General features: G+C 43.9%; 22 protein-coding genes and 1 pseudogene. 12 read left to right on the top strand and 11 right to left on the bottom strand.

Annotated features, from left to right (window positions below; all coding sequences use genetic code 11):
- Positions 1 to 185: 185 nt before the first annotated feature.
- The 3 genes and pseudogenes from FTU50_RS07240 (at position 186) to FTU50_RS07230 (ending at position 2,230) form a co-directional block, all read left to right on the top strand.
- Positions 186 to 560, top strand: a complete 375-nt coding sequence (locus FTU50_RS07240) for a hypothetical protein (protein WP_075168332.1) — start codon at positions 186 to 188, stop codon at positions 558 to 560.
- Between the two features lie 147 nt (positions 561 to 707).
- Positions 708 to 1,522: pseudogene (locus tag FTU50_RS07235) on the top strand (PAAR domain-containing protein).
- Positions 1,523 to 1,528: 6 nt separating this feature from the next.
- Complete coding sequence (locus FTU50_RS07230; RefSeq protein WP_075167448.1) at positions 1,529 to 2,230, top strand: hypothetical protein; 702 nt, start codon at positions 1,529 to 1,531, stop codon at positions 2,228 to 2,230.
- 9 nt (positions 2,231 to 2,239) lie between these two features.
- On the opposite strand, the gene FTU50_RS07225 is transcribed toward FTU50_RS07230, so the two are convergent.
- Positions 2,240 to 3,315, bottom strand: a protein-coding gene (locus tag FTU50_RS07225; protein WP_104495355.1) for an IS3 family transposase whose coding sequence is annotated in 2 segments (ribosomal slippage) — positions 2,240 to 3,063 and positions 3,063 to 3,315 — 1,077 coding nt in all. Because the reading frame shifts where the segments join, the coding sequence is not laid out codon by codon here.
- Positions 3,316 to 3,407: 92 nt separating this feature from the next.
- Here FTU50_RS07225 and FTU50_RS07220 point away from each other — a divergent pair.
- A complete protein-coding gene (locus tag FTU50_RS07220) occupies positions 3,408 to 3,884 on the top strand; it encodes a phosphate-starvation-inducible protein PsiE (protein WP_075167451.1) in 477 nt (158 codons plus the stop codon).
- A 148-nt stretch (positions 3,885 to 4,032) separates the two neighbouring features.
- Here FTU50_RS07220 and FTU50_RS07215 read toward each other — a convergent pair whose 3' ends face one another.
- Positions 4,033 to 4,458, bottom strand: coding sequence for an RcnB family protein (locus FTU50_RS07215; RefSeq protein WP_075167452.1), 426 nt, complete (start codon positions 4,456 to 4,458; stop codon positions 4,033 to 4,035).
- 45 nt (positions 4,459 to 4,503) lie between these two features.
- On the bottom strand, positions 4,504 to 5,571 hold the full coding sequence (locus tag FTU50_RS07210; protein WP_104499951.1) for an RNA-guided endonuclease TnpB family protein: 1,068 nt from the start codon (positions 5,569 to 5,571) through the stop codon (positions 4,504 to 4,506).
- Between the two features lie 245 nt (positions 5,572 to 5,816).
- On the opposite strand from FTU50_RS07210, the gene FTU50_RS07205 reads away from it, so the two are divergent.
- Positions 5,817 to 6,272: a hypothetical protein gene (locus FTU50_RS07205; protein ID WP_005180018.1), complete on the top strand. Its 456-nt coding sequence runs from the start codon at positions 5,817 to 5,819 to the stop codon at positions 6,270 to 6,272.
- A 238-nt stretch (positions 6,273 to 6,510) separates the two neighbouring features.
- Here the strand turns inward: FTU50_RS07205 and FTU50_RS07200 are convergent, their stop codons facing one another.
- Together FTU50_RS07200 and znuD are read right to left on the bottom strand one after the other, a co-directional pair.
- Entirely contained in the window at positions 6,511 to 7,974 is a 1,464-nt protein-coding gene (locus FTU50_RS07200; protein ID WP_180055159.1) for a phospholipase D family protein, read from the bottom strand.
- Positions 7,975 to 8,079: 105 nt separating this feature from the next.
- Positions 8,080 to 10,230, bottom strand: a complete 2,151-nt coding sequence (gene znuD / locus FTU50_RS07195; RefSeq protein ID WP_180055157.1) for a zinc piracy TonB-dependent receptor ZnuD — start codon at positions 10,228 to 10,230, stop codon at positions 8,080 to 8,082.
- 142 nt (positions 10,231 to 10,372) lie between these two features.
- Between znuD and FTU50_RS07190 the strand changes: the two genes are divergently transcribed.
- From FTU50_RS07190 to FTU50_RS07165, 6 genes are all read left to right on the top strand, one after another.
- Positions 10,373 to 11,137: a DUF4184 family protein gene (locus FTU50_RS07190; RefSeq protein ID WP_168384234.1), complete on the top strand. Its 765-nt coding sequence runs from the start codon at positions 10,373 to 10,375 to the stop codon at positions 11,135 to 11,137.
- Between the two features lie 144 nt (positions 11,138 to 11,281).
- Entirely contained in the window at positions 11,282 to 13,066 is a 1,785-nt protein-coding gene (gene aspS / locus FTU50_RS07185) for an aspartate--tRNA ligase (RefSeq protein ID WP_104473612.1), read from the top strand.
- A gap of 111 nt (positions 13,067 to 13,177) precedes the next feature.
- Positions 13,178 to 13,396, top strand: a complete 219-nt coding sequence (locus FTU50_RS07180; RefSeq protein WP_005180031.1) for a hypothetical protein — start codon at positions 13,178 to 13,180, stop codon at positions 13,394 to 13,396.
- A 23-nt stretch (positions 13,397 to 13,419) separates the two neighbouring features.
- On the top strand, positions 13,420 to 14,286 hold the full coding sequence (locus FTU50_RS07175) for a lysophospholipid acyltransferase family protein (protein WP_180055155.1): 867 nt from the start codon (positions 13,420 to 13,422) through the stop codon (positions 14,284 to 14,286).
- Positions 14,287 to 14,321: 35 nt separating this feature from the next.
- Complete coding sequence (locus FTU50_RS07170) at positions 14,322 to 15,455, top strand: glycosyltransferase (protein ID WP_168396407.1); 1,134 nt, start codon at positions 14,322 to 14,324, stop codon at positions 15,453 to 15,455.
- Positions 15,448 to 16,461, top strand: coding sequence for a glycosyltransferase family 2 protein (locus FTU50_RS07165; protein WP_158650884.1), 1,014 nt, complete (start codon positions 15,448 to 15,450; stop codon positions 16,459 to 16,461). The genes FTU50_RS07170 and FTU50_RS07165 overlap by 8 nt, the downstream gene beginning before the upstream one ends.
- Positions 16,462 to 16,467: 6 nt before the next feature.
- On the opposite strand, the gene FTU50_RS07160 is transcribed toward FTU50_RS07165, so the two are convergent.
- From FTU50_RS07160 to FTU50_RS07145, 4 genes are read right to left on the bottom strand one after another with little or no spacing between them, the layout of a single operon-like run.
- Positions 16,468 to 17,520, bottom strand: coding sequence for a glycosyltransferase (locus FTU50_RS07160; RefSeq protein WP_163145446.1), 1,053 nt, complete (start codon positions 17,518 to 17,520; stop codon positions 16,468 to 16,470).
- A 6-nt stretch (positions 17,521 to 17,526) separates the two neighbouring features.
- Positions 17,527 to 18,339 (bottom strand): glycosyltransferase family 25 protein, encoded by an 813-nt coding sequence (locus tag FTU50_RS07155; protein ID WP_180055153.1) that lies wholly within the window; start codon positions 18,337 to 18,339, stop codon positions 17,527 to 17,529.
- Between the two features lie 3 nt (positions 18,340 to 18,342).
- Positions 18,343 to 19,086, bottom strand: coding sequence for a hypothetical protein (locus tag FTU50_RS07150; RefSeq protein WP_180062687.1), 744 nt, complete (start codon positions 19,084 to 19,086; stop codon positions 18,343 to 18,345).
- A 21-nt stretch (positions 19,087 to 19,107) separates the two neighbouring features.
- Entirely contained in the window at positions 19,108 to 19,878 is a 771-nt protein-coding gene (locus tag FTU50_RS07145) for a glycosyltransferase (protein WP_228289052.1), read from the bottom strand.
- 162 nt (positions 19,879 to 20,040) lie between these two features.
- Here FTU50_RS07145 and FTU50_RS07140 point away from each other — a divergent pair, with 162 nt between their 5' ends.
- Complete coding sequence (locus FTU50_RS07140; protein ID WP_180055151.1) at positions 20,041 to 21,210, top strand: nucleotide sugar dehydrogenase; 1,170 nt, start codon at positions 20,041 to 20,043, stop codon at positions 21,208 to 21,210.
- 58 nt (positions 21,211 to 21,268) lie between these two features.
- Here FTU50_RS07140 and FTU50_RS07135 read toward each other — a convergent pair whose 3' ends face one another.
- The gene (locus FTU50_RS07135; RefSeq protein ID WP_005180046.1) at positions 21,269 to 22,195 is read right to left on the bottom strand and encodes a branched-chain amino acid transaminase; all 927 of its coding nucleotides are present in this window, start codon (positions 22,193 to 22,195) and stop codon (positions 21,269 to 21,271) included.
- A 24-nt stretch (positions 22,196 to 22,219) separates the two neighbouring features.
- The gene (gene glnE / locus FTU50_RS07130; protein ID WP_127800694.1) at positions 22,220 to 24,970 is read right to left on the bottom strand and encodes a bifunctional [glutamate--ammonia ligase]-adenylyl-L-tyrosine phosphorylase/[glutamate--ammonia-ligase] adenylyltransferase; all 2,751 of its coding nucleotides are present in this window, start codon (positions 24,968 to 24,970) and stop codon (positions 22,220 to 22,222) included.
- Positions 24,971 to 25,007: the final 37 nt, after the last annotated feature.

Below are 25,007 nucleotides of genomic sequence, written 5' to 3'. Positions count from 1 at the left end.
TGCTTTATCTTGCATTTTCAAACAGTTAATCATAATTAAAGTTGCATCTACTTGTACCACAATGCTGTATTTTGCAATTCAACAGGGCTTTGTTGCACAAAGATTTCATAACTATATGATTTTAGAAGTTTTGATTATTTTTTGATCCAAAATTAAATTTATTTAAATCAGATGCTTACATATTTATGCAACAAAGCCATTCCGATCTAGATACTAGACTAAAAATCACTAGTATAAATCTTGAGAAAAATCAAAGAGCAGCAATTGAGTTTAATAGAAGTTTTTATACACTAAAATCTATCCTTAATGAATTTGATCTTTATTTCAATAGTAATAGAGCCATTCCTCTCAAGCAAATGAATGAAATATTAGACTCATTCTTTTTAGAGATGAAGAAAATTTTACCTTTAGAGATTAAAGAAAAAGATGATACTTGTATAAACTCCATATATATGCAGCAGTATCACAGACTAATGAATTCGTTAGAAAATTGCCAAAAATTTTATACTGAACAGTTTTTGATTCAAATATTGGCTGAACTTAAAGATGGAACAAGGTAAAACCCTCCTTAGAGGACTTTTACACAAATATCCACATTCATTATTATTGATAGCATACGCCACCTATTTAGAACAATAAAAATAAACAGTATTGTCTATTCTCACTTTGCTATGCTTTTGCCATCATGGAAATAAAAAGGAATAGAATTGGCAACCCCATATATAACAATAGGCTGTCCTACAACTGGCGGTGGAAAAGTAATTTCTGGAAACAGTATGTTTCTAATTGACGGTATTGCTGTTGCTTGTGTCGGTGATAAAGCTACCTGCCCAACACATAAAGTTGTCGCAACAATTATCTCTGGTGATCCAAACATGCAGATCTTCGGCAAAGCCGCTGCTCGTGTTAATGATTCCCTTTCATGCGGTTGCAAATTATTGCCTCAACAAAACTTAGTTGTTCAAGACAATGGTGGTGCAGCATCATCGGGTGCAAAATCCTCATCTGCTCCAATGTCACAAAAACAGCAGACTACTAATAGTTTTAGAGAAGAAAAATATGAAAACTATTACATTGAGCAGTATAAAACTGATGTCTACATTAGCCATAAAGCTGTTCTTTTAGGTGATGAAGGAGTAACACCCTTGGATGGAGCTGTAAGCTATTTTCTAAACTACAAAGTTCAAGGCAAGGAACTATTTTTAAGTGTAGTTATTAATGCAGCTCCATTGAGCCACAAGGGAACTGTTTATCCTTTTGGGACCGCTATAGTTTCAAGAGAGGGGAAAGAGATTACCAGAGCCAAGTTAAAAAATGATAAAGGGTATTGGCCAACAGATAAAAATAAGGCCCCTTTAGGAAGTTGCACTATCAAATTGCCAGAACCAAATTTGCAGCTTGTTGATGTAGAACTTGAACTCGGATATACCGCAGTAATTTCAGATACCGTGGGTTCTGTGCATCCAATGCCTCCTATGAAAAATATAAGTTTTCCTTAAATTCTGCAGCGCGCAAGGTATAAAAAGTTATGAATAAGCTATTAACGATTCTATTATTAAGTGTCGCATTTGCTGCGTGTAATAACCCAAATAGTACAACCCAAATCGCCCAAGTGCAGAGCGAGAAATCTGATAACCAGCAAGAAGTATTAAAACCACTTGTAGCAGAGTTCAATGAAATTATGAACTCTCTCCAGACTGAAGCGGACATTATATCTACACAAGCAAAACTGGAAAAGCTTCTAAAGAAGTTTCCAGATGACAATGATTCAAGTACGCAAGTCCAAAAGTTAAAATTAAAAGTGCTACTTCAATTAGGTTATTTAAATGAAGCCAATGCTTTGGCAACAAAAATTCTTGCTTTAGATAGCACAGCAAGCATTCAAGAAACCCAATGTTTGATTCAAAGAAAATTACAAAAGCCAACCAATCAAATTAATAAATGTTATGAAAAAGCAGCTAAGCTGTATCAGGCACAATACGAAAAATTAAGTAATGATAATCCACAAAAGCAATATATTCTCTGGTCGAGTTACGCTGCCATGTATCAAGCAGGTCATGCTGACTATAAGCAAAAGTTGAAAGCTATTGTTAATGCTCAAACCACTGAAGATGAGAAACATACTTTTAATACTATGTACGAGAATGTAGTGGACCCAACAGTTATTAAAGAAATTCTTGAATCTATGCCTTATAAGAAAGGTAATCCTCCCATAAATAACCGAAGTTAAAAGTAGAGGTTAAGCAGCCATTAGAGGTGGCCTTCCTTTGTTTGCTTGGTGTGGTCTTTCATAGTTGTAATGCCACAGCCAACTCGTTGCATAATCTTGTACTTCTTCCAGTGTGTCAAATAGATGCTTGCTTAGCCAGCTATAACGTATAGTCCGATTATAACGTTCAATATACGCATTCTGCTGTGGCTTACCCGGTTGAATATATTCAATACGAATACCATGCTCAGTAGCCCAGCGCACAAATTCGTGACTGATAAATTCGGGACCATTATCGCATCGGATCACTAACGGTTTTTCTCTCCACTCCAGCAATTGATTCAACGTACGAATAACCCTGATTGTGGGCAATGAGAACCCTGCTTCAATGGCTAGGCCTTCGCGGCGGTAATCATCAATCACATTCAATAATCGAAACTTGCGACCATCGGAAAGCTGATCATGCATAAAATCTAATGACCAAACCTGATTTTCTCGGATTGGTTCTTTCAATGGTTCAGGCGCATGCCGTTTTAGTCTTCTTCTCGGTTTAATACGCAGATTCAGTGCCAACTCACAGTAAATGCGGTAAACCCGCTTGTGATTCCAGCAGCAACTCTCAACATGCCGTAAATACGAGAAGCACAAACCAAAGCCCCAGTCGGAATTTTCCTCAGTGAGTTCAATGAGCTGTTCAGCAATGAGTGCATTGTCATCGCTGAGTTTGGCTTGATAGCGGTAGCAGGTTTCACTAATGCCAAATGCTTTACAAGCCAAACGAATACTAATGGCATGCTGGGCAACTGCCTGTTGTGCCATCTTACGCCGGCAAGATGGCTTTACCACTTTTTTGCCATCGCTTCCTGGATGATTTCGGCCTTTAATCGCTCTTCCGCATACATCTTTTTAAGTCTGGTATTTTCGGCTTCTAGCTCTTTCAGTCGAGCCATTAATGATGTATCCATACCACCATATTTGGCACGCCATTTATAAAAGGTAGCATTACTCATGCCGTGTTCACGGCAAAGGGTCGCTACAGGTGTGCCAGATTCTGCCTGTTTCAAGATGGACATGATCTGACTGTCAGTAAATTTAGATGTTTTCATGCAGAATCTCCTGCTCGTATCTTAAGAGAAAATTCTACTTTTAGATCCTATTATTTTTAGGGGGGATTACCACACAATCTTACAGTCATACTATAGAAAAAATAGAAACCCTCCTCGACCGGCTGGGTAATCTGGCCGTAGAAGGTTTTCACTATATTGCCCTGTTCGTGATTGGCTGTATGGTGATCTGGTCAGCCGGCCATACCGTGGTCGATATTCTGACCGTCAAACAATATGCCACGATTGATGATATTTTACTGCTGTTCATTTATCTGGAACTCGGTGCCATGGTGGGCATTTACTTTAAAACCAACCACATGCCAGTACGCTTCCTGATTTATATTGCCATTACCGCCCTGACCCGGCTGCTGATTTCCGATATCCAGCACGACCATAAAGCGGATATTGACCTGGTGATTATTACCGGTTCGATTCTGATTCTGGCCTTTGCCATTCTGGTGGTACGTTTTGCTTCCTGGAATTATCCATCGGTAATTCGGGATAAACACAGCGAAAAACCGTTGCCACAAGGCAAGACCCCACGCCCGGAAGATGATGAACTGGCCTAAACACCAAAATCACGTCCATCATTCAAATCTGAAGCACAAAAAAGCGCGCCTAGATACTACCACGGCGCGCTGATTTTTAAGTGAAGATTCACCAGATCATCAGTTTGGTTCAAATAGTTTTCCTTAGCGCTTGAGCGCTCCAGATGATCTAACGGTTCGGCACCAAAATATAACGGCCATTTTCATAAATCCAGTAGCTGCCATTTGGCGGAGCTGGCAAACCTAAACGGCGCCAGTCGGTAATGATGGTCTGCGTGCTGCTTTCAATCCGGGCCACATTCGGATCACCATTGACCCAGCTATAACTTTGCGAATTCTGATAAATGGTGGTGGGCGCCTGATATTGAATACTAATGCCCGGACGTACCGGTTGATGGCCCCAATGTGGACGTGGTGGATAATATTGTGGCGGCCTGTGCTGCGGATAAGACGGGCGATGCTGTGGATAATGTTGCGCATGCGATTTTCGCTCCACGCCCTGATAACTGGCCCAGCGATTGGTATCGGCCAGCGACAATGTCGAGATGGCAGACAACCCAATGCCCAACCATACACCTGCTTGCATTCTTTTCATTACCCGACTCCCAAACATCAGCCCATTGATTTTACTTTGACATCCTCACCCACCTGAAAGGAGGGTGATTCCTACTGCTAGACGCTTATGCCCAAGCGCAAGTATGTTCTTGGCGGAGTTTAAATCGCGTTGATTTACACTTCCGCATTCACATTCCCATACTCTTATTCGCAAATCTGCTCTACCTTTCGGACTGCTTGCGGTGATTGCACCGCAGCTCGAACAGGTTTGGGTTGTGAATCTCTCATTGACTTCCTCAAACATGACCCCTGCGTTCTCGCATTTATACTTGAGCATGGTTTTGAGTGTTGAAAATCCTGTATCTAAAACAGATTTCGCCATTTTAGTTTTTACAAGTTTGTTCGCACTTAGATCACCAACGACAATCAGTGCATTGTCTTTCACCAGCTGGGTGCTAGCCTTGTGCAAATGGTCTTTACGACAGTTTGCAATCTTGGCGTGTAATGCACGGACACGCTTTTTATTTCTCGCTCTCTGAGCAATACCGAGCTTTTGCTCGTATTTTCGATAGAACTTGGGATTACTGATGACTGTGCCATCGGAACAGGTAGCAATATCTTTTAAGCCGAGATCAATACCCACGGCTTTTGTGGCGGTAGGTTTGTCTTGTTTGGGTGAATCAACCACTAAGCAGACATACCAACGTCCTCGACTATCCTCTACAAATGAGCCTGTTTTAATGCTGTATTTCGATAGTCCGTAACTATCCCATAGCTTGAATTGATGCTTGCCATACTGAACGTATCCATCGGCATATTTAATAGCGACCTTTTTAAAGGGTATCCAACCTAGTGATCTTCTTGCTGATTTCTTATTACTGACACGCCATGTCAATTTTGATTTTTTGAACTGTTTTCTGCGAGTGACCAATTCTTCTGTTACAGCCTGAATGGTTTGGCTATGAAGATTACATTCCTTTGATGCGCCTTTCGTATATTTAGCAATATCGTATGCTGAAAAGAATTGTTGTTTGCGCTGTAGGTGTTTGAAACACAAATCATTGACATAGTTCCAGACAAAATTAACTTCAGATGCCAATTGGTCTAGCACCTTACAATGTTTGTCTTTTATGCGTAATTTAAGTGTTTTCATGGGTTTATATTAGCTCATATCAGGCTTAAAATATTGGTTTTTAGCAATTAAACGACATTTCATGTCGTGTCGCTTATATCTCTGACCTGAAAGACAGAGGTTTACGCTCCATTTGATAAAAAATGAACACACATGCTTTATACAAGTTTTTTAGATGAATGGCGGTAGATCGGCCGTATTTCTCAGTGAAAATAATGACCTACTTTTATGCTACACTCGCTTTTTTTCATACTAGGTTCATGCTTGTGTCTGATTTAAGTTTTGATCGTCTTTATGAATATTTCTGCAAAGTACCCAGTGTTCAAAAAAACTTGATCGATGCCTATGGCACAGATGGTGCTCAGGCATGGTGGTTTAAATTTCAGATTAATGTAGCACACCCACTGGCCTGGCAAACCGTACAGGAACTGGGTCATGTGCTGAACTATATTTCCAAGAATGAACGTTTGCCAACGCAGTTTTTACCGGTATCGCCACCACCTTATATGAATGGTGAGGCCAAAGATTTCCTGTCTTGGGTAATCCAGTGTAATCATGCCGATTTCCCGCCCGATGTGGTCTGCGACTGGCTGGAAGCGCGTTTGCCAAATCCGGTTGAGGATGAAAGCCAGTGGAAAATTAAAACCGATCTGAGCGAGCTGGATGAGCTGTCCGATAAAGATCTGGATGAACTGGTACCACCGAATCCGGGGCAAAACTAAGCGTCAAACCTTAATACTGACCTCTCCCCGACTCTCTCCTAGAAGGTTAAGGAAAAGCGTGTCTCCCTAACCTTCTCTTACGAGGAGGAGAAAAAGCTATTGTTCCTAACTCTCTTGCAAAGAAGGGGAAAATCGCTTCTCTCTACCCCTCTCTTAAAAGGTGGAAGAAAACTCATTCTTCCAGCTCTCTTATAAGCAGAAGCCACGGCTCCCAAACAGAAGCTTGGAATGAGGGAGGTTAGAACGTCGACCAGCCACTCCATTCCATCAAACGATACAGTCCATATTTCAGCGTCGATTCATCGGCATACTGGGCATAATCCACGCTCATCTGACGGCCATTTAAGTTTGACCAGGCGGTATCAAAATACTGCTGAGCATTTTGAAACACCTGAGCTTGAGCCGGGCCTAACACGCGTAAATTGGTTTCCAGATTATAATTTTTTAAATTTCGCGCGGTAAAATTGGCTGAACCTAAAATCATCTCCTGTTGCTGGGCATTGCGCTTGATCAGCATTTTGCTATGACATTGCTCGCCTTGGGTATTACACCAGCGCAGTGGAATGCCGGCCTGATGTAATTCTGCTGCCACTGGCCGGTTCGGTACGCCATTCTTTTCCAGACCAAACGCATCTTTATTGGCATCGAGCAGCACCCGCAATTTCACCCCACGCTCATGGGCTGCAAGCAGGCTTTTGATAATCTGGCGCTCGGACAGATAGAACATCACCAGATCGACCTGTTCATTGGCTTTGGCGCTATTAATCAGGTTTAAAGTCGCATCATAAATGGCTTTTTCAGTCAGCACCTGCACCTGCGGTTCAGTAGCAGCGGCCTGAAACTCACCGACAATCACCCCGGGAATATTGCTGCCGGACATGAGCGCCACCGACTGCTCGGTTTTTAGAATATCTACCGCGGTATTGCCTTTGACCACCAGCGCCACATTGGAGTGATGGGAACTGGCATCATGCGGATTCATTGAGGTCACCAGAGCTTCCCAGCCGTCCGGGGTATCAACCACAATGGTTTTACGGTGGTTGGCCTTAAAATTCAGCAGCTCGGAATAACTGCGCAGGGTGATTTTGCCCTCGCCAAACGGATTGGCCAGCCAGCCAGCCTCCGGATTATTGCGGATGCCCTGACAGCAGATGTACCAGAATCCGGACCACATCGGATTGGAAGCGCGTAGCGGAGTTAAATTGGTTTCGATCACATCAATTCCGGCCTGGCGCAGTTGCCGATAATGCTCTGGCGCAAGGCCGCCATAAACCGAGTTAATCGGATCGGTAATCAGCTTGATTTCAATATCCGGCTGGGTACGGCGTTTTTGAATCAGTGCATCAGTCAATTGCTGGCTGAGCGGTTGATGCTGGGCCTGTGATGCCCCGGTTTGCGGATTAAACAGGAACATATCCAGCACAATTAAACTTTGTGCTTCATCAATCAGGCGCAGCATTTCATTAAAAATCTGATGATCATAATGCTGCTGGCCCTGTGCATCCAGATAGGTCTGATCGGCCAGAAATTTGACTTCGGCATGACGTAGCGGTCCCGCATAATTCAAACCATCCGGTAAGGGCTTATAGGTATGATACAGTGCCGAGGATAAATAGCTTAACGCCAGCAGGCCCATCATCACGCCCAGATAACGCCGTGGTGACCAGTTCAGTTTATTGTGAATTCGTTGAAAGATACGCATAAGAAAAAACCTAACCCAATCAACTCAGGCTAGGTTTTCTTCAGGCTTTTTTCAAGAGGATTTCCGTGACATCCTCTTGATTTTGGCAATAAATTTAAGTTTTGCTTAGAAGTTATATTCTAAACCAACGGTAAAATTACGGCCCACTTGCGGAATGTTGGACAGGAATGAGGTATGTGAATAAACCTGATCATCCAGCAGGTTATTGGCTTTAAAGAACACGCGGTAGTCCTGGTTATTCGCCATGGCACCTGCATACGCCAGACCGACATTGACCATGTTATAGCCTTGGGTTTCCTGTTCATAGCTGGCAATCTGGTCCTGTTTAAAGACATGATAGTACTCTGCCAGACCTGACCAGCCGTCAGCAAAATCGGCTTCTACTTTGGTACCTAAACGGCCTGCTGGTACACGCGGTGCGTTTTCACCATCAATTTTGCCACGCACATAGTCACCAAACAGGCTGACTTTATAAGCATCGTTAATGGCATAGCCTAACTGCGCTTCTGTACCGTAGAAACGGGCTTTGTCTTGTTTATAATCAACTAGACGGAATGTTCCTTCGCTGTCGGTTGTTGAGCCATAAATATAGTTATCAAACCAGTTGTGATAAACATGCACATGATAGTCGAGTTTCTCACCTTCATAATGCAGACCTAACTCAAGGTTATTTGACTTTTCAACATCCAGATCCTCATTTCCACGCTCATAGGTATTGGTGGCAAAGTGAATACCGTCCGCATATAACTCTTGTGCCAGTGGTAAACGTTGCTGATGCGAGCCAACCGCAGAAAGCTTATAGTTTGGAGCAAATTCCCAATTGGCTGCTGCTGAACCTGACACACCGGTATCTGAATAGTCTTTTTGAGTTGAATCTACATCAATTTTTTGATGTTCTACACGTGCACCCAATTCCACATGCACATCACCAAACTGCTTATGTTCTAAACCAAACAGGCTATATTTTTCCGTTTTAGTATCTGGCATTAAGACTGATTCATGAAAATGATCATCATGTGGAACCATCTCACCGGATAAATCAATATTTTGTTGACTATATTGGGTACCAAAGACCCCTTCCCAACCGGCGACTGGTTTATGAACCAACTCTAAACGGGCATCATAACCTTTATTTTTAAAGTTACTGATAACTTCACTTTCTTCCAGCTCGTCATGTTCATAATCGGTATAGCTGGCATGGGCACGTAACTTGTCAAAGCCGGAAAATGGCTGGTCCAGCTCAGCACGGACATCATAACGGTGTGATTCCAGATCGACCCATGGACCACCATGAGCATGTTCGCCCCCACCCTCATCTGGAGCTAAAACGCCATGTCCGCCGCAATGAATTTCATTACCATGAGGATGGCAGTCATGATATTCATGACTATGCCCTGGTAAACCGTATTTGTCCTGACGGTTGCTATAAGACACCCCGACAAAACCACGGTCATGAATCCATGAGCCGCCAATATTCACGGTTTGCCCTTCTGCAAAGGTATTGTCTACACGACGGGCTTTATCAAAATGTGTTTCATGTTCTTCTTCAGCATCATGTCCATGATCATGATCTTCATGGCCAGCTTCATCATTATGATGTTCTACCCAGTAATCCGGCGTAATATAGTTATTTGCTTTACGTTTGGAGCCTTCTACACGTAAGGCAAAGTTGTCACCAATTGCTGCTGTTACCCCCGCACTGGCCAGCTTCTCATCGCTACCCGAGTTATAGCGCACGCCGACGGTGCCCTCTAAGCCATCTGCTGGCATTTGGGTTGGAATTTTCTGATCGGTTACATTGACCAAACCACCGACAGTACCGGCACCATAAAGTAAAGTCGATGGACCACGAATCACTTCAACCTGTTTTGCTAGAATTGGATCTACCGTAACCGTATGGTCTGGAGATAAAGTCGATACATCGGCAGTTTCAGATGCGTGTTGTAAGACTTTGACACGCGGACCATCTTGACCACGAATCACAGGACGGCTTGAACCTGTGCCGTACTGATTTGAATATACACCTAGTTCATCAGCCAGTGCATCACCAATGGTTGTTGGGCGTTCAGCCAATACTTTCTGTTCCACCACCTGATCTGCTACCGCAAAGTCCGCTGCAGTCTGAACCAGAGGATGGGCTTTTAGCTGGATGGTTTCAAGTTGCTGTGCATTGAATAGATTCGCCTCATCTGCAAAAACCGCAGGGGCCACAACAGCAAAAATAGACAGTGTTATTAAATTCTTATGGAAGGACATGACTCAGGCTCAGAGTAACAAATTTGAATAATGTTATAATATAACATTTCAACTGTTTTGCAATAAAAAACATAAAATTCATCTTTGCTTGGTTAAGCTATAGGGCCTCGCGGATTTTTCTGTTTTTATTGTCTACGCCTGTATGCCCTTTACCTTATCTCATGCGGTTTTAGCACCACCCATTGCCCAGCTGACAGGCCATCGTCTTCCCGTTGCAGCCCTTGCCATTGGCTGTATGCTGCCCGATCTAAGCCGTTTATTTACCACCGATCAGGGCGGCTTGAATCATTTATGGAGTTCAATTGTTCATCCAAATTTATGGCTGGGTCTGGCTTTTTGTGCGGCATGGTATCTGATTTATCGTCCGGTGCTGTATCGGGCGCTAGGCATACAACATGAGCTCAATCTGGACTCGTTCAAGTCGGCCCTTGGTTTTTTACTTGCGATGGTGCTGGGACTATTGCTGGGCAATGCTACCCATTTAATTTGGGATGGTTTAACTCACGTCGACTTTCGCACTTTCGCCTTTCATGATTTTTTAAACCAGCCGGTGTCCTGGTTCTCCCAGACCTATCCACTACATTTTATCTTGCAGATTGGCAGTTCGCTTCTGGCCCTGCCGTTTTTGCTGTGGATGTGCTGGCGTTATTATCAGCGCTATCGTCAGCATTGGCCAGTGAGCCGACGGGTCAAACAAGCGGCAGCCATCCTGATTGGCCTGGCTATTTTGCTAGGTGCTTATTCGGTCTGGGATTATGCCCGCTATTTCAGTGATGAACTCTGGTATAGCCATCGTTATTATTTTCTGGGCCGGGCTTTTAATGAGTTTAGTCAGGGTGCCTTAATCATTTTAACCACGGGCTGTATTTTATTCCAGATTCTGGACCGCAATCATGAGTTCGGTTAACTCGAAATAACAGGAAATTGCCGGGTTTTTCACGCTAGTTCTTGTGACAAAACCTGCAAAGAGGCATAATCCAACATTTACTTCAAGCGGTACGCTGTTTACGTATGCGCTGTCATTAACCCATATAGTTGGATTTTTTACGCTATGATGCGAACTCATTACTGCGGTTCTTTAACCGAAGCTCAAATCGACCAAACCGTAACCTTGTGTGGTTGGGTACATCGTCGCCGTGACCACGGTGGGGTGATCTTCCTGGATATGCGTGACCGTGACGGTCTGGTACAAGTGGTTATCGACCCGGATACCCCAGAAGCATTTGCCACAGCAGATAAAGCTCGTTCTGAATTCGTATTAAAAATTACAGGCCGTGTACGCCGCCGTTATGCGGGTACTGAAAATGCCAATATGGTCAGTGGCCAGATTGAAGTATTGGGCAAAGAAATTGAAGTGCTGGCTCAATCTGAAACGCCGCCATTCCCACTGAATGATGAAAACACCAATATTTCTGAAGAAATCCGTCTGAAATACCGCTTCCTGGACATCCGTCGTCCAGAAATGTTAGAGCGCTTACGTTTCCGTTCTAAACTGACCAACTTGATTCGTAACTACTTCGAAGACAACGGTTTCCTAGACGTTGAAACTCCAATTTTGACTCGTGCAACGCCTGAAGGTGCACGTGACTACCTGGTTCCAAGTCGTGTGTCTAACGGTAGCTTCTACGCACTGCCACAATCACCACAGCTGTTCAAACAGTTATTGATGGTAGGTGGTATTGACCGTTATTACCAAATCGCCAAATGTTTCCGTGACGAAGACTTACGTGCGGACCGTCAGCCAGAATTTACCCAGATCGACGTTGAAACATCGTTCATGAGCGATGATGACATCATGGATCTGATGGAACGTTTGACCGTGAAGATGTTCAAAGAGCTTCTAAACGTTGAATTCGACAAATTCCCGCGTATGACCTATGCCGATGCGATGCGTGACTATGCATCCGACAAACCGGACCTGCGTATTCCGTTGAAACTGATTGATGTTGCAGATTTAATGCAAGACGTTGAGTTCAAGGTATTCGCTGGCCCTGCCAAAGATCCGAAAGGCCGTATTGTGGCACTTCGCGTTCCGGGTGCAGGTTCACTGCCACGTAGTGCAATTGATGAATACACCAAATTCGTGGGTATCTACGGTGCCAAAGGTCTGGCTTACATCAAAGTCAACGAACTTGAAAAAGGTATCGAAGGCCTGCAATCGCCAATCGTGAAATTCATCGAGCCAATCGTGCTGGATCTCTTAAAACGCGTTGGTGCTGAAAATGGTGACATCGTCTTCTTCGGTGCAGATAAAGCCAAAGTTGTAAACGATGCGATGGGCGCGCTTCGTGTCAAGATCGGTCACGACATGAATCTTTCAACGTGCGAATGGGCTCCGCTTTGGGTAGTTGACTTCCCAATGTTCGAAGAAACTGATGATGGCAAATGGACTTCTGTGCATCACCCATTCACGCTGCCAAAATCAAGCGTTGAAGACGTGAAGAACAACCCGGGTGCTGCGCTGTCTGTCGCTTACGATATGGTATTGAACGGCACTGAAATCGGTGGTGGTTCACTGCGTATTCACAACCTTGAAATGCAAAAAGCCATCTTTGAAGCTTTAGGTATTGGTGAAGAAGAAGCCGAAGAGAAATTCAGCTTCTTACTAAATGCTTTACGTTACGGTGCACCTCCACACGGTGGTCTAGCATTCGGTCTGGACCGTTTAGTGATGCTGATGACCGGCGGTGCGTCTATTCGTGATGTGATTGCATTCCCGAAAACCAAGACTGCTGAATGTCCATTGACTCAAGCACCAGCACCAGTTGAAGCGACTCAACTGCGCGATTTGGGTATTCGCTTACGAGAAAAACCAAAAGCGGAATCTCAAGAATAATAGCTTGTCATTCTAAAGAAGCCCTGCCATTGCAGGGCTTTTTTATTACATTGAGATCACTGCCGAGCAATGGCATAATAACTGCAGTTTTCATTCTTAGGTGATTCAGCGATGGCAATGCGTCCTGCAGTACGTAACCGTGGCATCATGCTTATTGTCTTTTCGATTGTACAATGGCTGTTCATGCGTTATATCTTGGCGAATAACCTGTTTGCGCTTGATACCAATGACCGTATTGTGTATTTCAGCCTGAGTAGTATTATCGGCGCCTTGCTGATTTTTGTCGGCCTGATTTATATGGTCTTAAAAGGCAATGCAGATCGACCATAATTGCGCGGACCCTTGCTTGATTCATGTATTCCCTTCTTAAAAATTTCTCCAGACTTCCCCTGCGCTTGATTCAGGTCACCGCCCGATCTGTGGGCTGGTTGCTGTATGTGAGCAATTCTTCTGCCCGACGTGTGACCGAAATTAATTTAAAGTCTGCTTATCCGGAGTTATCTGAATCAGAACGGGAGCAACTCACGCGGCGCAGCCTGAAAAGCCAATGTATGACCTATGCAGAATCGGTCAAGATTTGGGGTTCTGCGCCGGAGTTTGCCCTTGAACAGATCAAGGTCGTGCATGGAGAAGATATTTTTTTAGACGCCCTGCAAAACCCGAATGGGACCTTGGCAGTGGTGCCGCATTTTGGCACCTGGGAATTGATGAATGCCTGGGTGAATTTACATACTGCACCGGTCATTATGTATAAACCGAGCAAAAATCCGGATGTAGACCGGTTTATGCTGGAAGCACGGCAGCGTCTTAATGCCACACTGGTACCCACCGATGAAACAGGCGTACGTGCCTTATTTAAGCATTTAAAACAAGGTGGATTTGCCGCAATTTTACCAGATCATGTGCCTAAAGAGTCGGGTGGCATTTATTCACCTTTCTTTGGTCAGAATGCACTTTCCTCTACCTTGCTCTCTAAACTGGCAGCCAAGACCCAGTGTTCAGTGATTGGTTTAAGCTGTTTACGCCGTGAAGATTTAAGTGGCTTTGAGCTGCATGTGCAGACTTTATCGGCAGAAATTAATGCCAAAGACTTACAACTTTCAGTCGATACGCTGAATAAAGAAATGGAACGCATGATTCATGTCGCTCCTGAGCAGTATTTATGGAGTTATAAGCGCTTTCGCAATTTAGAAGGCACACCCTCTAATCTTTACAAATAACATAAAACACCCATCTTCTGCTTTGGTCGATTATGATGAAAAATGCATCTCGCCCCTATCGAATTCTGTGTATCGTTGACCACTTAAAAGGTGGTGGTGCAGAAAAGATTCTTCTTGATACAGCTATTCATTTAACCAAACAAGGTCATCAAGTCACAATTGTTCCATTAAATCCAAACGATATAAAGATGGATATTCCTGATGCCTTGACCCTGATTTGCCCAGACTTTGACGCATCCCTTTATACAGGCAAATTATTAAGAAAGCGCACCTTACCGGATGCTGATGTCGAAAAAATAAAAATAATCATTGCTGCGCAAAAACCTGATCTTATTCTTCTTTCTCATGCATTTGCATTTTGTCTTTCCCATGTCATTCACGGCAATGTTTGGCTATGGATACATGGTGAAATTTTTAAACCTTACAGACAACCCACCGCAAATTTGTTTCGATGGTATAAAGAATATCGACGCTACTATTTGGAGAAAAAATATTTTATTCGGCTATTTGATGGCAAAAAGATCATCACCGTCAATCAAGACTTGGAAAAAGACTATCAACGACTGTTACCTAATGCACAATTGACAACGATTTATAATGGCATTGATATCACACAGATTGATCAACATAAATTAGCCGCCCCTCAAAAACATTGGGACTGTGTATTTGTCGGACGTTTAAGTCATGAAAAACAGCCAGATCATGCCATCCGGGCATTTGCCCAATCTAAGACAGCAAAAAATATGCTGATTATTGGCGATGGAGAGTTAAAAACAGATTTACAGGCGTTATGCAAACAACTAGAGATTGAAGATCGTGTTGAGTTTTTGGGTTGGGTCAATCACCCATATGCATATATCCAACAAAGCCGCTTGCTGATTTCCAGTTCACAAAGTGAAGGCTACGGTCTTGTTATTTCAGAAGCACTGTATTTGGATGTACCCGTAGTGGCTTATTACGTCAGTGATGCAATTGATCATCAATTAAGTATTGCAAATTTAAAAGATAATCTCGTTCAGCCACAAAATATAGATGCATTAGCTGAAAAAATAGATCAGAATCTCGCCCAATACCCCGCTTTAAATTTTGATAAAACATTGCTTAGTAATGAAAATATGGTCGGGAAATTCTTAAGTCTGATTCAGGATGATCACTGTTCACATGTTTAACTTAACCATCATCATTCCTATTTATAATGTTGAGCAGTATATCCTTGATTGTATTCAAAGTGTCATTGCTCAATTAACCGATGACATTGAAGTGATTTGTGTTGATGATGGTTCAACGGATCATTCGATCGATGTCCTCAGCACATACCTGAAGCAACAGCCACAAACACACATCAAAAATATTAAAATTCTCCAGCAGCAAAATGCTGGGGTGGCTGCTGCTAGAAATTTAGGTATTAGACATGCGCAAGGCAAGTATCTCACGTTTTTGGATTCAGATGATGTGCTGTTGCCGGCTTATGCACAAGAAATTCAGCGAGCGATTGCAAGTGATGCCGATGTCATCAGTTTTGGCTATCAAAGTCTCTCTGAAGATCTCACGCCAATCTCACATCCATTTATTCCTCAGCAGGTCCTTGATCAAACGCAGCAGCATCAGCAGACACTGATTGATATTTTTAATGTAAACCGTTGGTTTTCAGGCATTCACCTCTATAAAGCCTCACTTTTTCAAGGCATCGAATTTCCTAAACTCAGTCATTATGAAGATGCAGCCACGATTCCAGATGTCATCATGCAAGCCCGCTCTTTCTATACAATCCAAGCCGCTTTATATGGCTACCGTATACGTGCCAGCAGTGCCACCAATTGCAAAAATGCGTCCAATATTGATCGATCACTGCAATGCCTTGAGCAACTCATCCCAACCTTGATTGAAAAGACCAAAGCACAGGTAATTTTCATCATTCCATTAATGCATTTCTTTTATATTTATATATATCAAAGCACTAAATTTAAAAATAAACAGTGCGCAAAACACAATTGGAGCAAATTTGCAGGTGCTATCCAACAATTACCCCAAGCTAGTGATTTGATTCAAAATGAACACAACCGGATGTTATATCACTGTTTAGCTTTCGGCCTGTATGGTTTTTACCTATCCAAATTCATGAGTCGTCTGGTACGCTCCATTAAAAAACGCTTAGGACGACCGTATCAGCGATAATTGAGCTTAAACAATCAAATCTAAATATTGACGCACGGCAGTATCGGGTAAAAAACGTTGATCAAGCTGGATTTGACGTTGTTCTGTTTGTTGTAAAGTGGTCACCATTTTATCTGCTAAGGCAGCAACATCACCGACTGCAACTAAATCCTCTGCAGCTAAAATTTCACTCGGCCCTGATGGACAATCTGTGCTGATCACAGGTGTCCCCAAAGCCAACGCTTCCAAAATAACAAGCCCCAATCCTTCAAAATCGGATGAAAGCACCATCAATTTGGCATGCTTCATATAAGGATAAGGGTTCTTTTTAAAGCCGGTAAATATCACACGATCTTCAATGTGCAGTTCTTTGACTAATTGCTGACAGTTCGGCAAAAGCTCCCCTGTCCCCACAAGCACTAATTTTTCTTTTACATTTGCCTGTGCATAAGCACGAATCAAAATATCCTGACGCTTTTGTGGCTTAAACTTGCCCACGTTCACAATATAATCACCTTGCAGCTCAGGATGATATTCATCTGCTGTTGCAAGCACCTGGGCTACATCAATTGGATTATAAATGGTGGTAATGTTTTCTGTCTGAAACAGCGCTTTAAAATCATCCGTCACACCTTGACTCACCCCAACACAAGGCTTGGCTAAATAAACCTTTTTGAGCTGTTTCATCATTTTATTATCTAAACGACCAGCATATTCCTGACTAGTTGTATTATGAATAACTAGATGTACATTTGGCAGCTTACTTTTGCACAAAACAAAATCTACAGGGAATAAATTTGAGAGAACCAGATCAGGAGTACCAATCTCGTTTAGAATAAATTTATCAAATGCTTTAGCTGCAATATTTGCCCGCATAAATTTAGGAATAGCACGGAATTTTTGGTAATTAAAAAAGTGTGTTTTTACACCTTCAGGAATCGGCAAATCAATAATATCTTTAAAATAAATAATATGAGCTTCATACCCCGCATCATTAATGCCTTTGGCAAGGGTTAATGCAAAGCGCTCAGCTCCATTCCCTTGCAGAGTAAAAATTGCAAGAATTACTTTCTTTTTCATTGGCAATTAAACCTGTTTGAATTTGTTTTTATCTAAAGCAATAAAACGCTTTTGCGCTTTAAACATCACTTGCACATAACGACAAGCCATCGCCCACTGCCCTGCAAGACGTCTAGTCTTAAATTTTCTTTTTTCCGCAGCAGATGCATACACAGGTTTATGATGTTCAGAACGCCCAATCACCGACTCAAACTGTTCCTCAGGCACTAAACCATAAGCCGCTAGCTGATCTTCTTGAATCACTGCAGCTGGCTCAGCTTGTAAACTATTTAAACCATAATGACTAAAAATAAATCCATCTGCGATGGCGGGTGCAGATGTTTCAAGCTTATCTAATAATTTTTGAGCACCGGAGGGATACAAAATATAGCCTGCTGCACCTGTCCGATCCTGATACAACTCGAACAGGTTGGTCTGACTATTTGCAAAAGAATAGACTGGCGTTTTAGAAATAATTTTCTTCCGGCTTCTGACTTCAAAATTAATCAGATCAATATCTTTAAAATTATGATGTTCAATGTCTTCAAGTAGCTGAGGTACATGACTAGCTAAGACTGCATCATCTTCTAAAATCAGCGCTGGCGCATTGGTTTGAACTACGATTTCCCATGCTTTCTGATGACTCAAAAAACAGGCCACTTCAACTTTACGGAGTGGTCGTTGCCAACCAAAACCTAATCGTTGATAGACCTCTTCACTAATCTCATCAACCGATACTGCATCTAAACGCTGAAAAGAAAGTCCGAGCCGAGCAAATTGTTTCTGCTGAAAGGCCAAGCGTTCAGTTGAACGCACCAAATTGATAATCAGTACTTGCATCTGTTACCACCAGCGTGTTTTTTCACGCGTATGTCGTTGCTTAAAACGTGAATACACATTGTTATTTTCATCACATTGTAAACGGTCAAAAATCTCAATCACAATTTGCCCAAGTGGATGAATTTCACAGACCTTTTCCAAACGCCAACGCATATTTCGCAAGGTATCATCGGTACCTACTGCAAATGCGGAAGTCCCATCAAACAAGGCATAACGCTGATGCTGCAAATGCTGCTGATGTTTTGGATTCTCCGTTATGGATTGATCACACAAAAAGCGCTCTGTTTCTTGCAACTTGAGTGTGTTAATTAAAACCACAGCATTCATTAACGTTGCCTTTAAACAGGCATCTTCATCAAAATCAATAAAAGTATCGCAGGCAGAAATCAACCAGCGAATATTCAAGGAGCGCAATAGGAAATCTCGTTCAGCCAGCCATAAAGCCTTAAATTTTGCATAATTATTTTGGCTATCGACTTCACGGCGAATCAGCACAATCAAACTGGCATGATAGTGATTCAGTTGAGGCTGTCCGACAAATTCCTGTTTCAATTGCTCGATATGCTCATTTAAATCTTTTGCTGAGCCATGTGTATACGTTAACTCAGTGCCTTCAATTCTTGTCGTCTTTAGTTTATCCAGATCTACATCATTGAATTGTGCATATACCTTATCTGCACCAAAACGGCGCTGATGGCGACTGAATGAAAACCATTGTTCAAATTTACTTTTCTTTCTTACAGGCATTTATCTACAACCCGAAATTGACTACTGCCAAGCCTCTTTAATCCACTGCGAAGGCAGCACATAACGATACCATTTACCACCACCACCATTGATCGCATCAGGTGGATTAATTTCCCCATGGAAAATAATAATTTTGGCACCTTCCGGTTTCACTGGCGGCTTAAAATAGGCCATCGGAATCTTTTGCAGACAATGATATTTATAACTTTTACACCAGCTCTCTGGCCAGTAGCTTAATTTTTTCTCCTGATCGACATACCAGGACAAATACGCCTGCTCATTACGGAACTTCTGACGGATCTCATCAAAATGCTCACGGAAATATGGCAATAATCCCGGGAAAGCCCCCAATTTAAAACGATAGACCGAACTGTTGCCGGTAATTCGCCATGGACGTTTCCAGTCATGAATAATCAGAAAATCACCCGGATGGGTAAAAAATGCGTCGATATTGTCGACAATGACCACATCTAAATCCAGGAATAGCGCATTGCCTGTCAAGCCATATAAATCTGGCTCAAACGTCGACAGCTTGTTCCAGCCACGCTCAGGCGCCCCTTCTGGCAAAGCCAGCGGCGGGATCGGAAAACATTCTACTTCCGGATTAATGCCTTCAGTACGGTCAGTCAGGCAGACCATTTTAAAGTCGACTGTGGTATGGCGTTTGACCATATTGTACAAACGGTTAACGTATTCCGAACCGTATTTGGTTCCCCATTTCATGCACAGAACAACATTCTGTTCCTGCATTAAAGAAGATTGAGAGTTCATCTCTGTTTCATGTAAAGCCATGCCGCATGATCCACCTGAGCAATGGCGCCATCATATCACAGAGTTACAAATTAGCAGAATGGCTGCAAAGAAAAGCCACTGCAAAATAACTGTCAGAAAAGCGTCATCGAACTTGCACATTCAAGATGCAGATTAGAACTCATCGCAGAACAACAATAGATTATGAAAATTAGTATTGTCGGTACCGGCTATGTTGGCCTTTCCAATGCCATGATTTTTGCGCAGCAGCATGAAGTGGTGGCGCTCGATATCATTCCTGAAAAAGTCGAACTGCTGAATTATGGCATTTCTCCCCTGCAAGACCCTGAAATTAGCGACTTCCTGAAAAATAAAGACCTGAATTTTAAAGCCACCCTGCATCAGGCCGATGCCTATCAGGATGCTGATTATGTGATTATCGCCACGCCTACCGATTACGACCCGCAGACCAATTATTTTAATACCGACAGTGTTGAAAGTGTGATAAAGGATGTACTGTCGATTAATCCCTGCACCACCATGATCATCAAATCCACCGTTCCGGTCGGATTTACTGAAAAAATCAAACAGAAATATCGTAGTGGGAATATTATTTTTTCACCGGAGTTTTTACGCGAAGGCAAAGCCCTGCACGACAACCTGTATCCCTCACGGATTATTGTCGGAGAGCAGTCGGAGCGTGCCCGACTGTTTGCCGACATGCTACTCGAAGGTGCCATCAAAAAAGACTGCCCGGTGCTCTTTACCGGTTCCACCGAAGCCGAAGCGATCAAACTGTTTGCCAACACCTATCTGGCTATGCGCGTGGCCTATTTCAATGAGCTGGACACCTATGCGCAGCTGTTTCAGCTGGATACCCGACAGATTATTGACGGCGTCTGTCTGGATCAGCGGATTGGCAAATATTATAACAATCCGTCCTTTGGCTATGGCGGCTACTGCTTACCCAAGGACACCAAGCAGCTGTTGGCCAACTATCACAATGTACCGAGCAATTTAATTCAGGCCATTGTCGATGCCAATGCCACCCGTAAAGATTTCATAGCCCAGTCCGTCCTGCAACGTAACCCGAAAGTGGTCGGTATTTACCGTCTGGTCATGAAAAGTGGTTCAGACAACTTCAGGGCATCGGCCATTCAGGGCGTGATGAAACGCATTAAAGGCCGCGGCGTGGAAGTGGTGATTTACGAGCCGACCTTGCAGGAAGATGAATTCTTTCACTCCAGGGTCATGCAGGATCTGGATGAATTTAAACAATATAGCGATGTGATTGTTGCCAATCGCCAGTCCGATGAACTGGCGGATGTGCTGGAGAAAGTCTATAGCCGCGATATTTTTGGTATGGATGATTAAGAACATTTTCCCAGCCAATAAAAAAGGACTCAGCTGAGTCCTTTTTTACAGTTTGCACTTATTTTACATAAGTTAACCAGTGTGCATATTTCGGGTCTTTGCCCTGCACTGCATCAAAGTAGGCTTTCTGGATTTGCGTAGTGATTGGACCACGGACACCTTCACCAATCTGACGATCATCGTATTCACGAATCGGGGTCACTTCTGCAGCCGTACCCGTAAAGAAGGCTTCATCGGCAATATAGAATTCGTCACGTGTAATACGGCGCTCAACCACGTCATAACCCAAGTCTTTAGCAATGGTAATAATCGATTGACGGGTAATCCCATCCAGCGCACCACCAGCGATATCCGGTGTATGAATTACGCCATCTTTAACCAGGAATACGTTTTCGCCCGAACCTTGACACACATAACCTTGTGGATCCAGCAGCATCGCTTCGTCATAACCTGAATGCGCCACTTCTTGGTGTGCCAGAATCGACAGCGTATAGTTACCAGACGCTTTGGCTTTACACATGGTCACGTTTGGATGATGGTGGGTAAATGATGAGGTTTTTACGCGAATACCCTTCGCCATTGCCTCTTCACCCAGGTAAGCACCCCAGCTCCACGCTGCAACCACGGCATGAATAGTGTTGTCTGTTGCCGCAATACCGAGTTTTTCAGAACCAATAAAGATGATTGGACGTAAATAGCAAGATGCCAGTTTATTTTCACGCACCACATCAATTTGTGCTTGCTCTAAAGTTGCCTGATCAAACGGCACTTTCATTTGATAAATTTTTGCAGAATTTAACAAACGCTTTGTGTGCTCTTTTAGACGGAAAATAGCCGTTCCATTCGGGGTTTCATAGGCACGGACACCTTCAAACACACCCATGCTGTAATGCAGGGTATGGGTCAACACGTGAGTTTTGGCCTCACGCCAGTCAACCAGTTGTCCATCTTGCCAAATAAAACCATCACGATCAGCCAAATTCATGCCATAAACTCCAATTTTTCACAATTATTCACTCTCCAGCGCAAATGCTGCAGCTGGATCAATCAGTCTTTGCCATAACTTGCAAACGGTCATTCGGGTATCGTGCCAGTCGCTTGCAGACACTTGCATGGATTGATTTGCAAGGGCTAAGCGGTGGCTCTCTGCGCGTTCACGGAGATAAGCTTGAATCAGAGCAGTCGCATCGTTGCTGGATAAGCAACCTGTCTTTGCGGCATCCTCAAGGATTCGTACATTGTCGGAGTAATGGGCGAGATCTTTATTCGTCCCACTCCACGCTAACACCGCATACTGTGCCATAAATTCGATATCAACGATACCACCTGCATCCTGTTTTAAATGAAAAATTCCATCTTTTTTTTGCTCATTTGATGAACCGAGATGGTCTTTCATCTTCTGGCGCATTTTCAGCACTTCGGCACGCACATGCGCCTGTTCACGCGGCTGGGTCAAAATCCGGCAGCGTAGCTGTTCAAACTTGTCCCGAAGGCAGCGTTCACCGGCAATACTGCGCGCGCGCACCAATGCCTGATGCTCCCACAGCCAGGCACTTTTTAGCTGATAATGCTCAAAGGCTTTCAGGCTGGTGACCAGTAATCCTGCTTCCCCAGACGGACGTAACCGGGTATCCACTTCATAAACGCGGCCATCTAAAGTCTGGGTGGTCATCAATGACACAAACTTTTGCCCCACCCGCATCGCAAACTCAAAACCGCTGATGGGTTTAAGCCCGTCGGTATCGGCCTGTTCATCCATATAATGAATAAAGACCAGATCCAGATCTGAGCCATAACCGAGTTCAATCCCGCCTACCTTGCCATAACCAATCACGGTAAAAGCCATATGATCCAGCGTACAGCGCTGACCTTCAGCATCCAGCGGGAAACCATGTTTTTTCGCGGTAATCTGATAAGCCAGATGCAAGGCAGCATTGACCGATACTTCAGCAATATCGGTGAGCGCATCAGAAACTTTCATCAGCGGACTTTCGGCCAGCACATCACTGGCTGCCACTGCCAGTACATTGGATTTTTTAAACAGGCGCAGTACCCGCATCTGGTCTTCGACCTGATCGACCTCAATCCGCAGCAATTGCTGACGCAAGGAATCTTCCAGATCCTGACGTTTCGGCAATTCAAAATCCATCGACAGAAATTCATCCAGCAGCACCGGATAATGGGTCAGCTCTTCACAAATCCATGGACTGACAGTGGCCATTTTTACCAGACGTTGCAGCGCACCTTTGCTTTCAATCAGCATCACCAGATACACGGTACGGCGCATCACCGATTCCACCAGCGGCATCAGTCGCACCAGCGCGACTTGTGGCATATCTGACTGCAACACCGCTTCAACCAGATGCGGCCAGAAGGTTTTCAGGCGCTGCACCGCTTTGGCCGGTAGTTTTTTCAGCGCATGTCCATACCAGAATTCATGTACCAGATTTTTGGCCTGATCATCCAGCACTTCATTCAGGCGCTGTTCCAGCTGGCTAAAACTTTCGACCAGCGGATCAGGTTCTTTTTCTTTAATTAAATGCTCAAACTGATAGATGACCTTGGCGCGTTTTTCATCCAGAAAAGCCATAAAATCTGGCCAGCTCGCAAAACCTAAAGTGCTGATCAGACGCTGACGCAATTCTGGCTCGGTCGGTAAGGACTGGGTTTGCTGGTCATTCAGCGCCTGAATCGCATGTTCAACCCGGCGCAGAAATAAATAGGCATCTTCCAGCTCGGCCACGGCTTTGCTGTCCAGCAATTCAGCTTCATCCAGATGATTCAGGCTGACCAGACATTGCCGGTCTTGTAGCTCCAGCTTGGACCCGCCATAAATCAACTGAAACACCTGCACAATAAATTCGACTTCACGAATTCCGCCAGCACCAAGTTTAATATCATCTTCCAGATGACGGCGCTGCACTTCGCGCTCAATCATGGCCTTCATTTCACGCATGGCTTCAAAGGCGGTGTAATCGACATATTTGCGGAATACGAACGGCCGGGTCATCTCCAGCAGTTCATCCCCTTCTTTACCACCGGTGACAATGCGTGCCTTGATCCAGGCATAGCGTTCCCATTCACGGCCGTGCTGGCTTAAATATTTTTCCAGCGCCACATGGCTAATCGCCAGTGCCGAACCGTCGCCCCAGGGACGCAGGCGCATATCGACCCGGAACACAAAGCCATCGGCGGTGATATGGTCGAGCAGATAAATCAGTTTCTGTCCCCATAAAATACAGAACTGCTGCACATCAATACATTTACGACCGTTGGTTTCGCCCTGCTCATCGAAGGCAAAAATCAGGTCAATATCGCTGGATAAATTCAGTTCCTGCGCGCCATGTTTACCCATGGCAATCACAATCAGGTCCTGTACTTTACCGTTATAGCCCACCGGCTCGCCATGCTTGGCCACCAAGGGAGCCCGGGCAAAATCTTTGGCTGCTGTTACACAGACATCGGCGAAATCGGACAGTTCACGGGTCAGGGTGACCACATCGGTTAACTGGTTGGCATCTTGCCAGATCCAGCGAAACATCAGCCGGGCACGTAAAATCCGCAGACTACGCATCCACTCGGTTTCATCCTGAATATCCTGCAAGGTCGTTTGCACGGTGTGCTGAATCTGCTGGGTGCTTAAAGGGGTTAAAAACCGGTCAACTGCATAATCTTGTTCTAAGAGGGGTTGGTGCTTGGCCAATACCTGTTCTGCATATTGGCTGGCACCTAAGGTTTTGCGCAATTGTTCCGTATTCATTCACACACCCAAAGCTGACTGTTTTTTCTAGTTATAT

The organism is Acinetobacter sp. YH12112, from assembly GCF_013418945.1.
GTDB classification, from domain to species: domain Bacteria; phylum Pseudomonadota; class Gammaproteobacteria; order Pseudomonadales; family Moraxellaceae; genus Acinetobacter; species Acinetobacter indicus.
The sequence above is the reverse complement of the archived record's forward strand: the minus strand, read 5'-3'. Positions and strand labels throughout refer to the sequence as shown.

Bases quoted from the DNA above. Each gene is read 5' to 3' on its own strand.
- aspS (WP_104473612.1), top strand. From the start codon at position 11,282: ATGATGCGAACTCATTACTGCGGTTCTTTAACCGAAGCTCAAATCGAC.
- FTU50_RS07140 (WP_180055151.1), top strand. From the start codon at position 20,041: ATGAAAATTAGTATTGTCGGTACCGGCTATGTTGGCCTTTCCAATGCC.
- FTU50_RS07145 (WP_228289052.1), bottom strand. From the start codon at position 19,878: ATGGCTTTACATGAAACAGAGATGAACTCTCAATCTTCTTTAATGCAG.
- FTU50_RS07230 (WP_075167448.1), top strand. From the start codon at position 1,529: ATGAATAAGCTATTAACGATTCTATTATTAAGTGTCGCATTTGCTGCG.
- FTU50_RS07170 (WP_168396407.1), top strand. From the start codon at position 14,322: ATGAAAAATGCATCTCGCCCCTATCGAATTCTGTGTATCGTTGACCAC.
- FTU50_RS07190 (WP_168384234.1), top strand. From the start codon at position 10,373: ATGCCCTTTACCTTATCTCATGCGGTTTTAGCACCACCCATTGCCCAG.
- FTU50_RS07160 (WP_163145446.1), bottom strand. From the start codon at position 17,520: ATGAAAAAGAAAGTAATTCTTGCAATTTTTACTCTGCAAGGGAATGGA.
- FTU50_RS07165 (WP_158650884.1), top strand. From the start codon at position 15,448: ATGTTTAACTTAACCATCATCATTCCTATTTATAATGTTGAGCAGTAT.
- FTU50_RS07200 (WP_180055159.1), bottom strand. From the start codon at position 7,974: ATGCGTATCTTTCAACGAATTCACAATAAACTGAACTGGTCACCACGG.
- FTU50_RS07210 (WP_104499951.1), bottom strand. From the start codon at position 5,571: ATGAAAACACTTAAATTACGCATAAAAGACAAACATTGTAAGGTGCTA.
- FTU50_RS07215 (WP_075167452.1), bottom strand. From the start codon at position 4,458: ATGAAAAGAATGCAAGCAGGTGTATGGTTGGGCATTGGGTTGTCTGCC.
- FTU50_RS07240 (WP_075168332.1), top strand. From the start codon at position 186: ATGCAACAAAGCCATTCCGATCTAGATACTAGACTAAAAATCACTAGT.
- glnE (WP_127800694.1), bottom strand. From the start codon at position 24,970: ATGAATACGGAACAATTGCGCAAAACCTTAGGTGCCAGCCAATATGCA.
- FTU50_RS07180 (WP_005180031.1), top strand. From the start codon at position 13,178: ATGGCAATGCGTCCTGCAGTACGTAACCGTGGCATCATGCTTATTGTC.
- FTU50_RS07150 (WP_180062687.1), bottom strand. From the start codon at position 19,086: ATGCCTGTAAGAAAGAAAAGTAAATTTGAACAATGGTTTTCATTCAGT.
- znuD (WP_180055157.1), bottom strand. From the start codon at position 10,230: ATGTCCTTCCATAAGAATTTAATAACACTGTCTATTTTTGCTGTTGTG.
- FTU50_RS07135 (WP_005180046.1), bottom strand. From the start codon at position 22,195: ATGAATTTGGCTGATCGTGATGGTTTTATTTGGCAAGATGGACAACTG.
- FTU50_RS07175 (WP_180055155.1), top strand. From the start codon at position 13,420: ATGTATTCCCTTCTTAAAAATTTCTCCAGACTTCCCCTGCGCTTGATT.
- FTU50_RS07155 (WP_180055153.1), bottom strand. From the start codon at position 18,339: ATGCAAGTACTGATTATCAATTTGGTGCGTTCAACTGAACGCTTGGCC.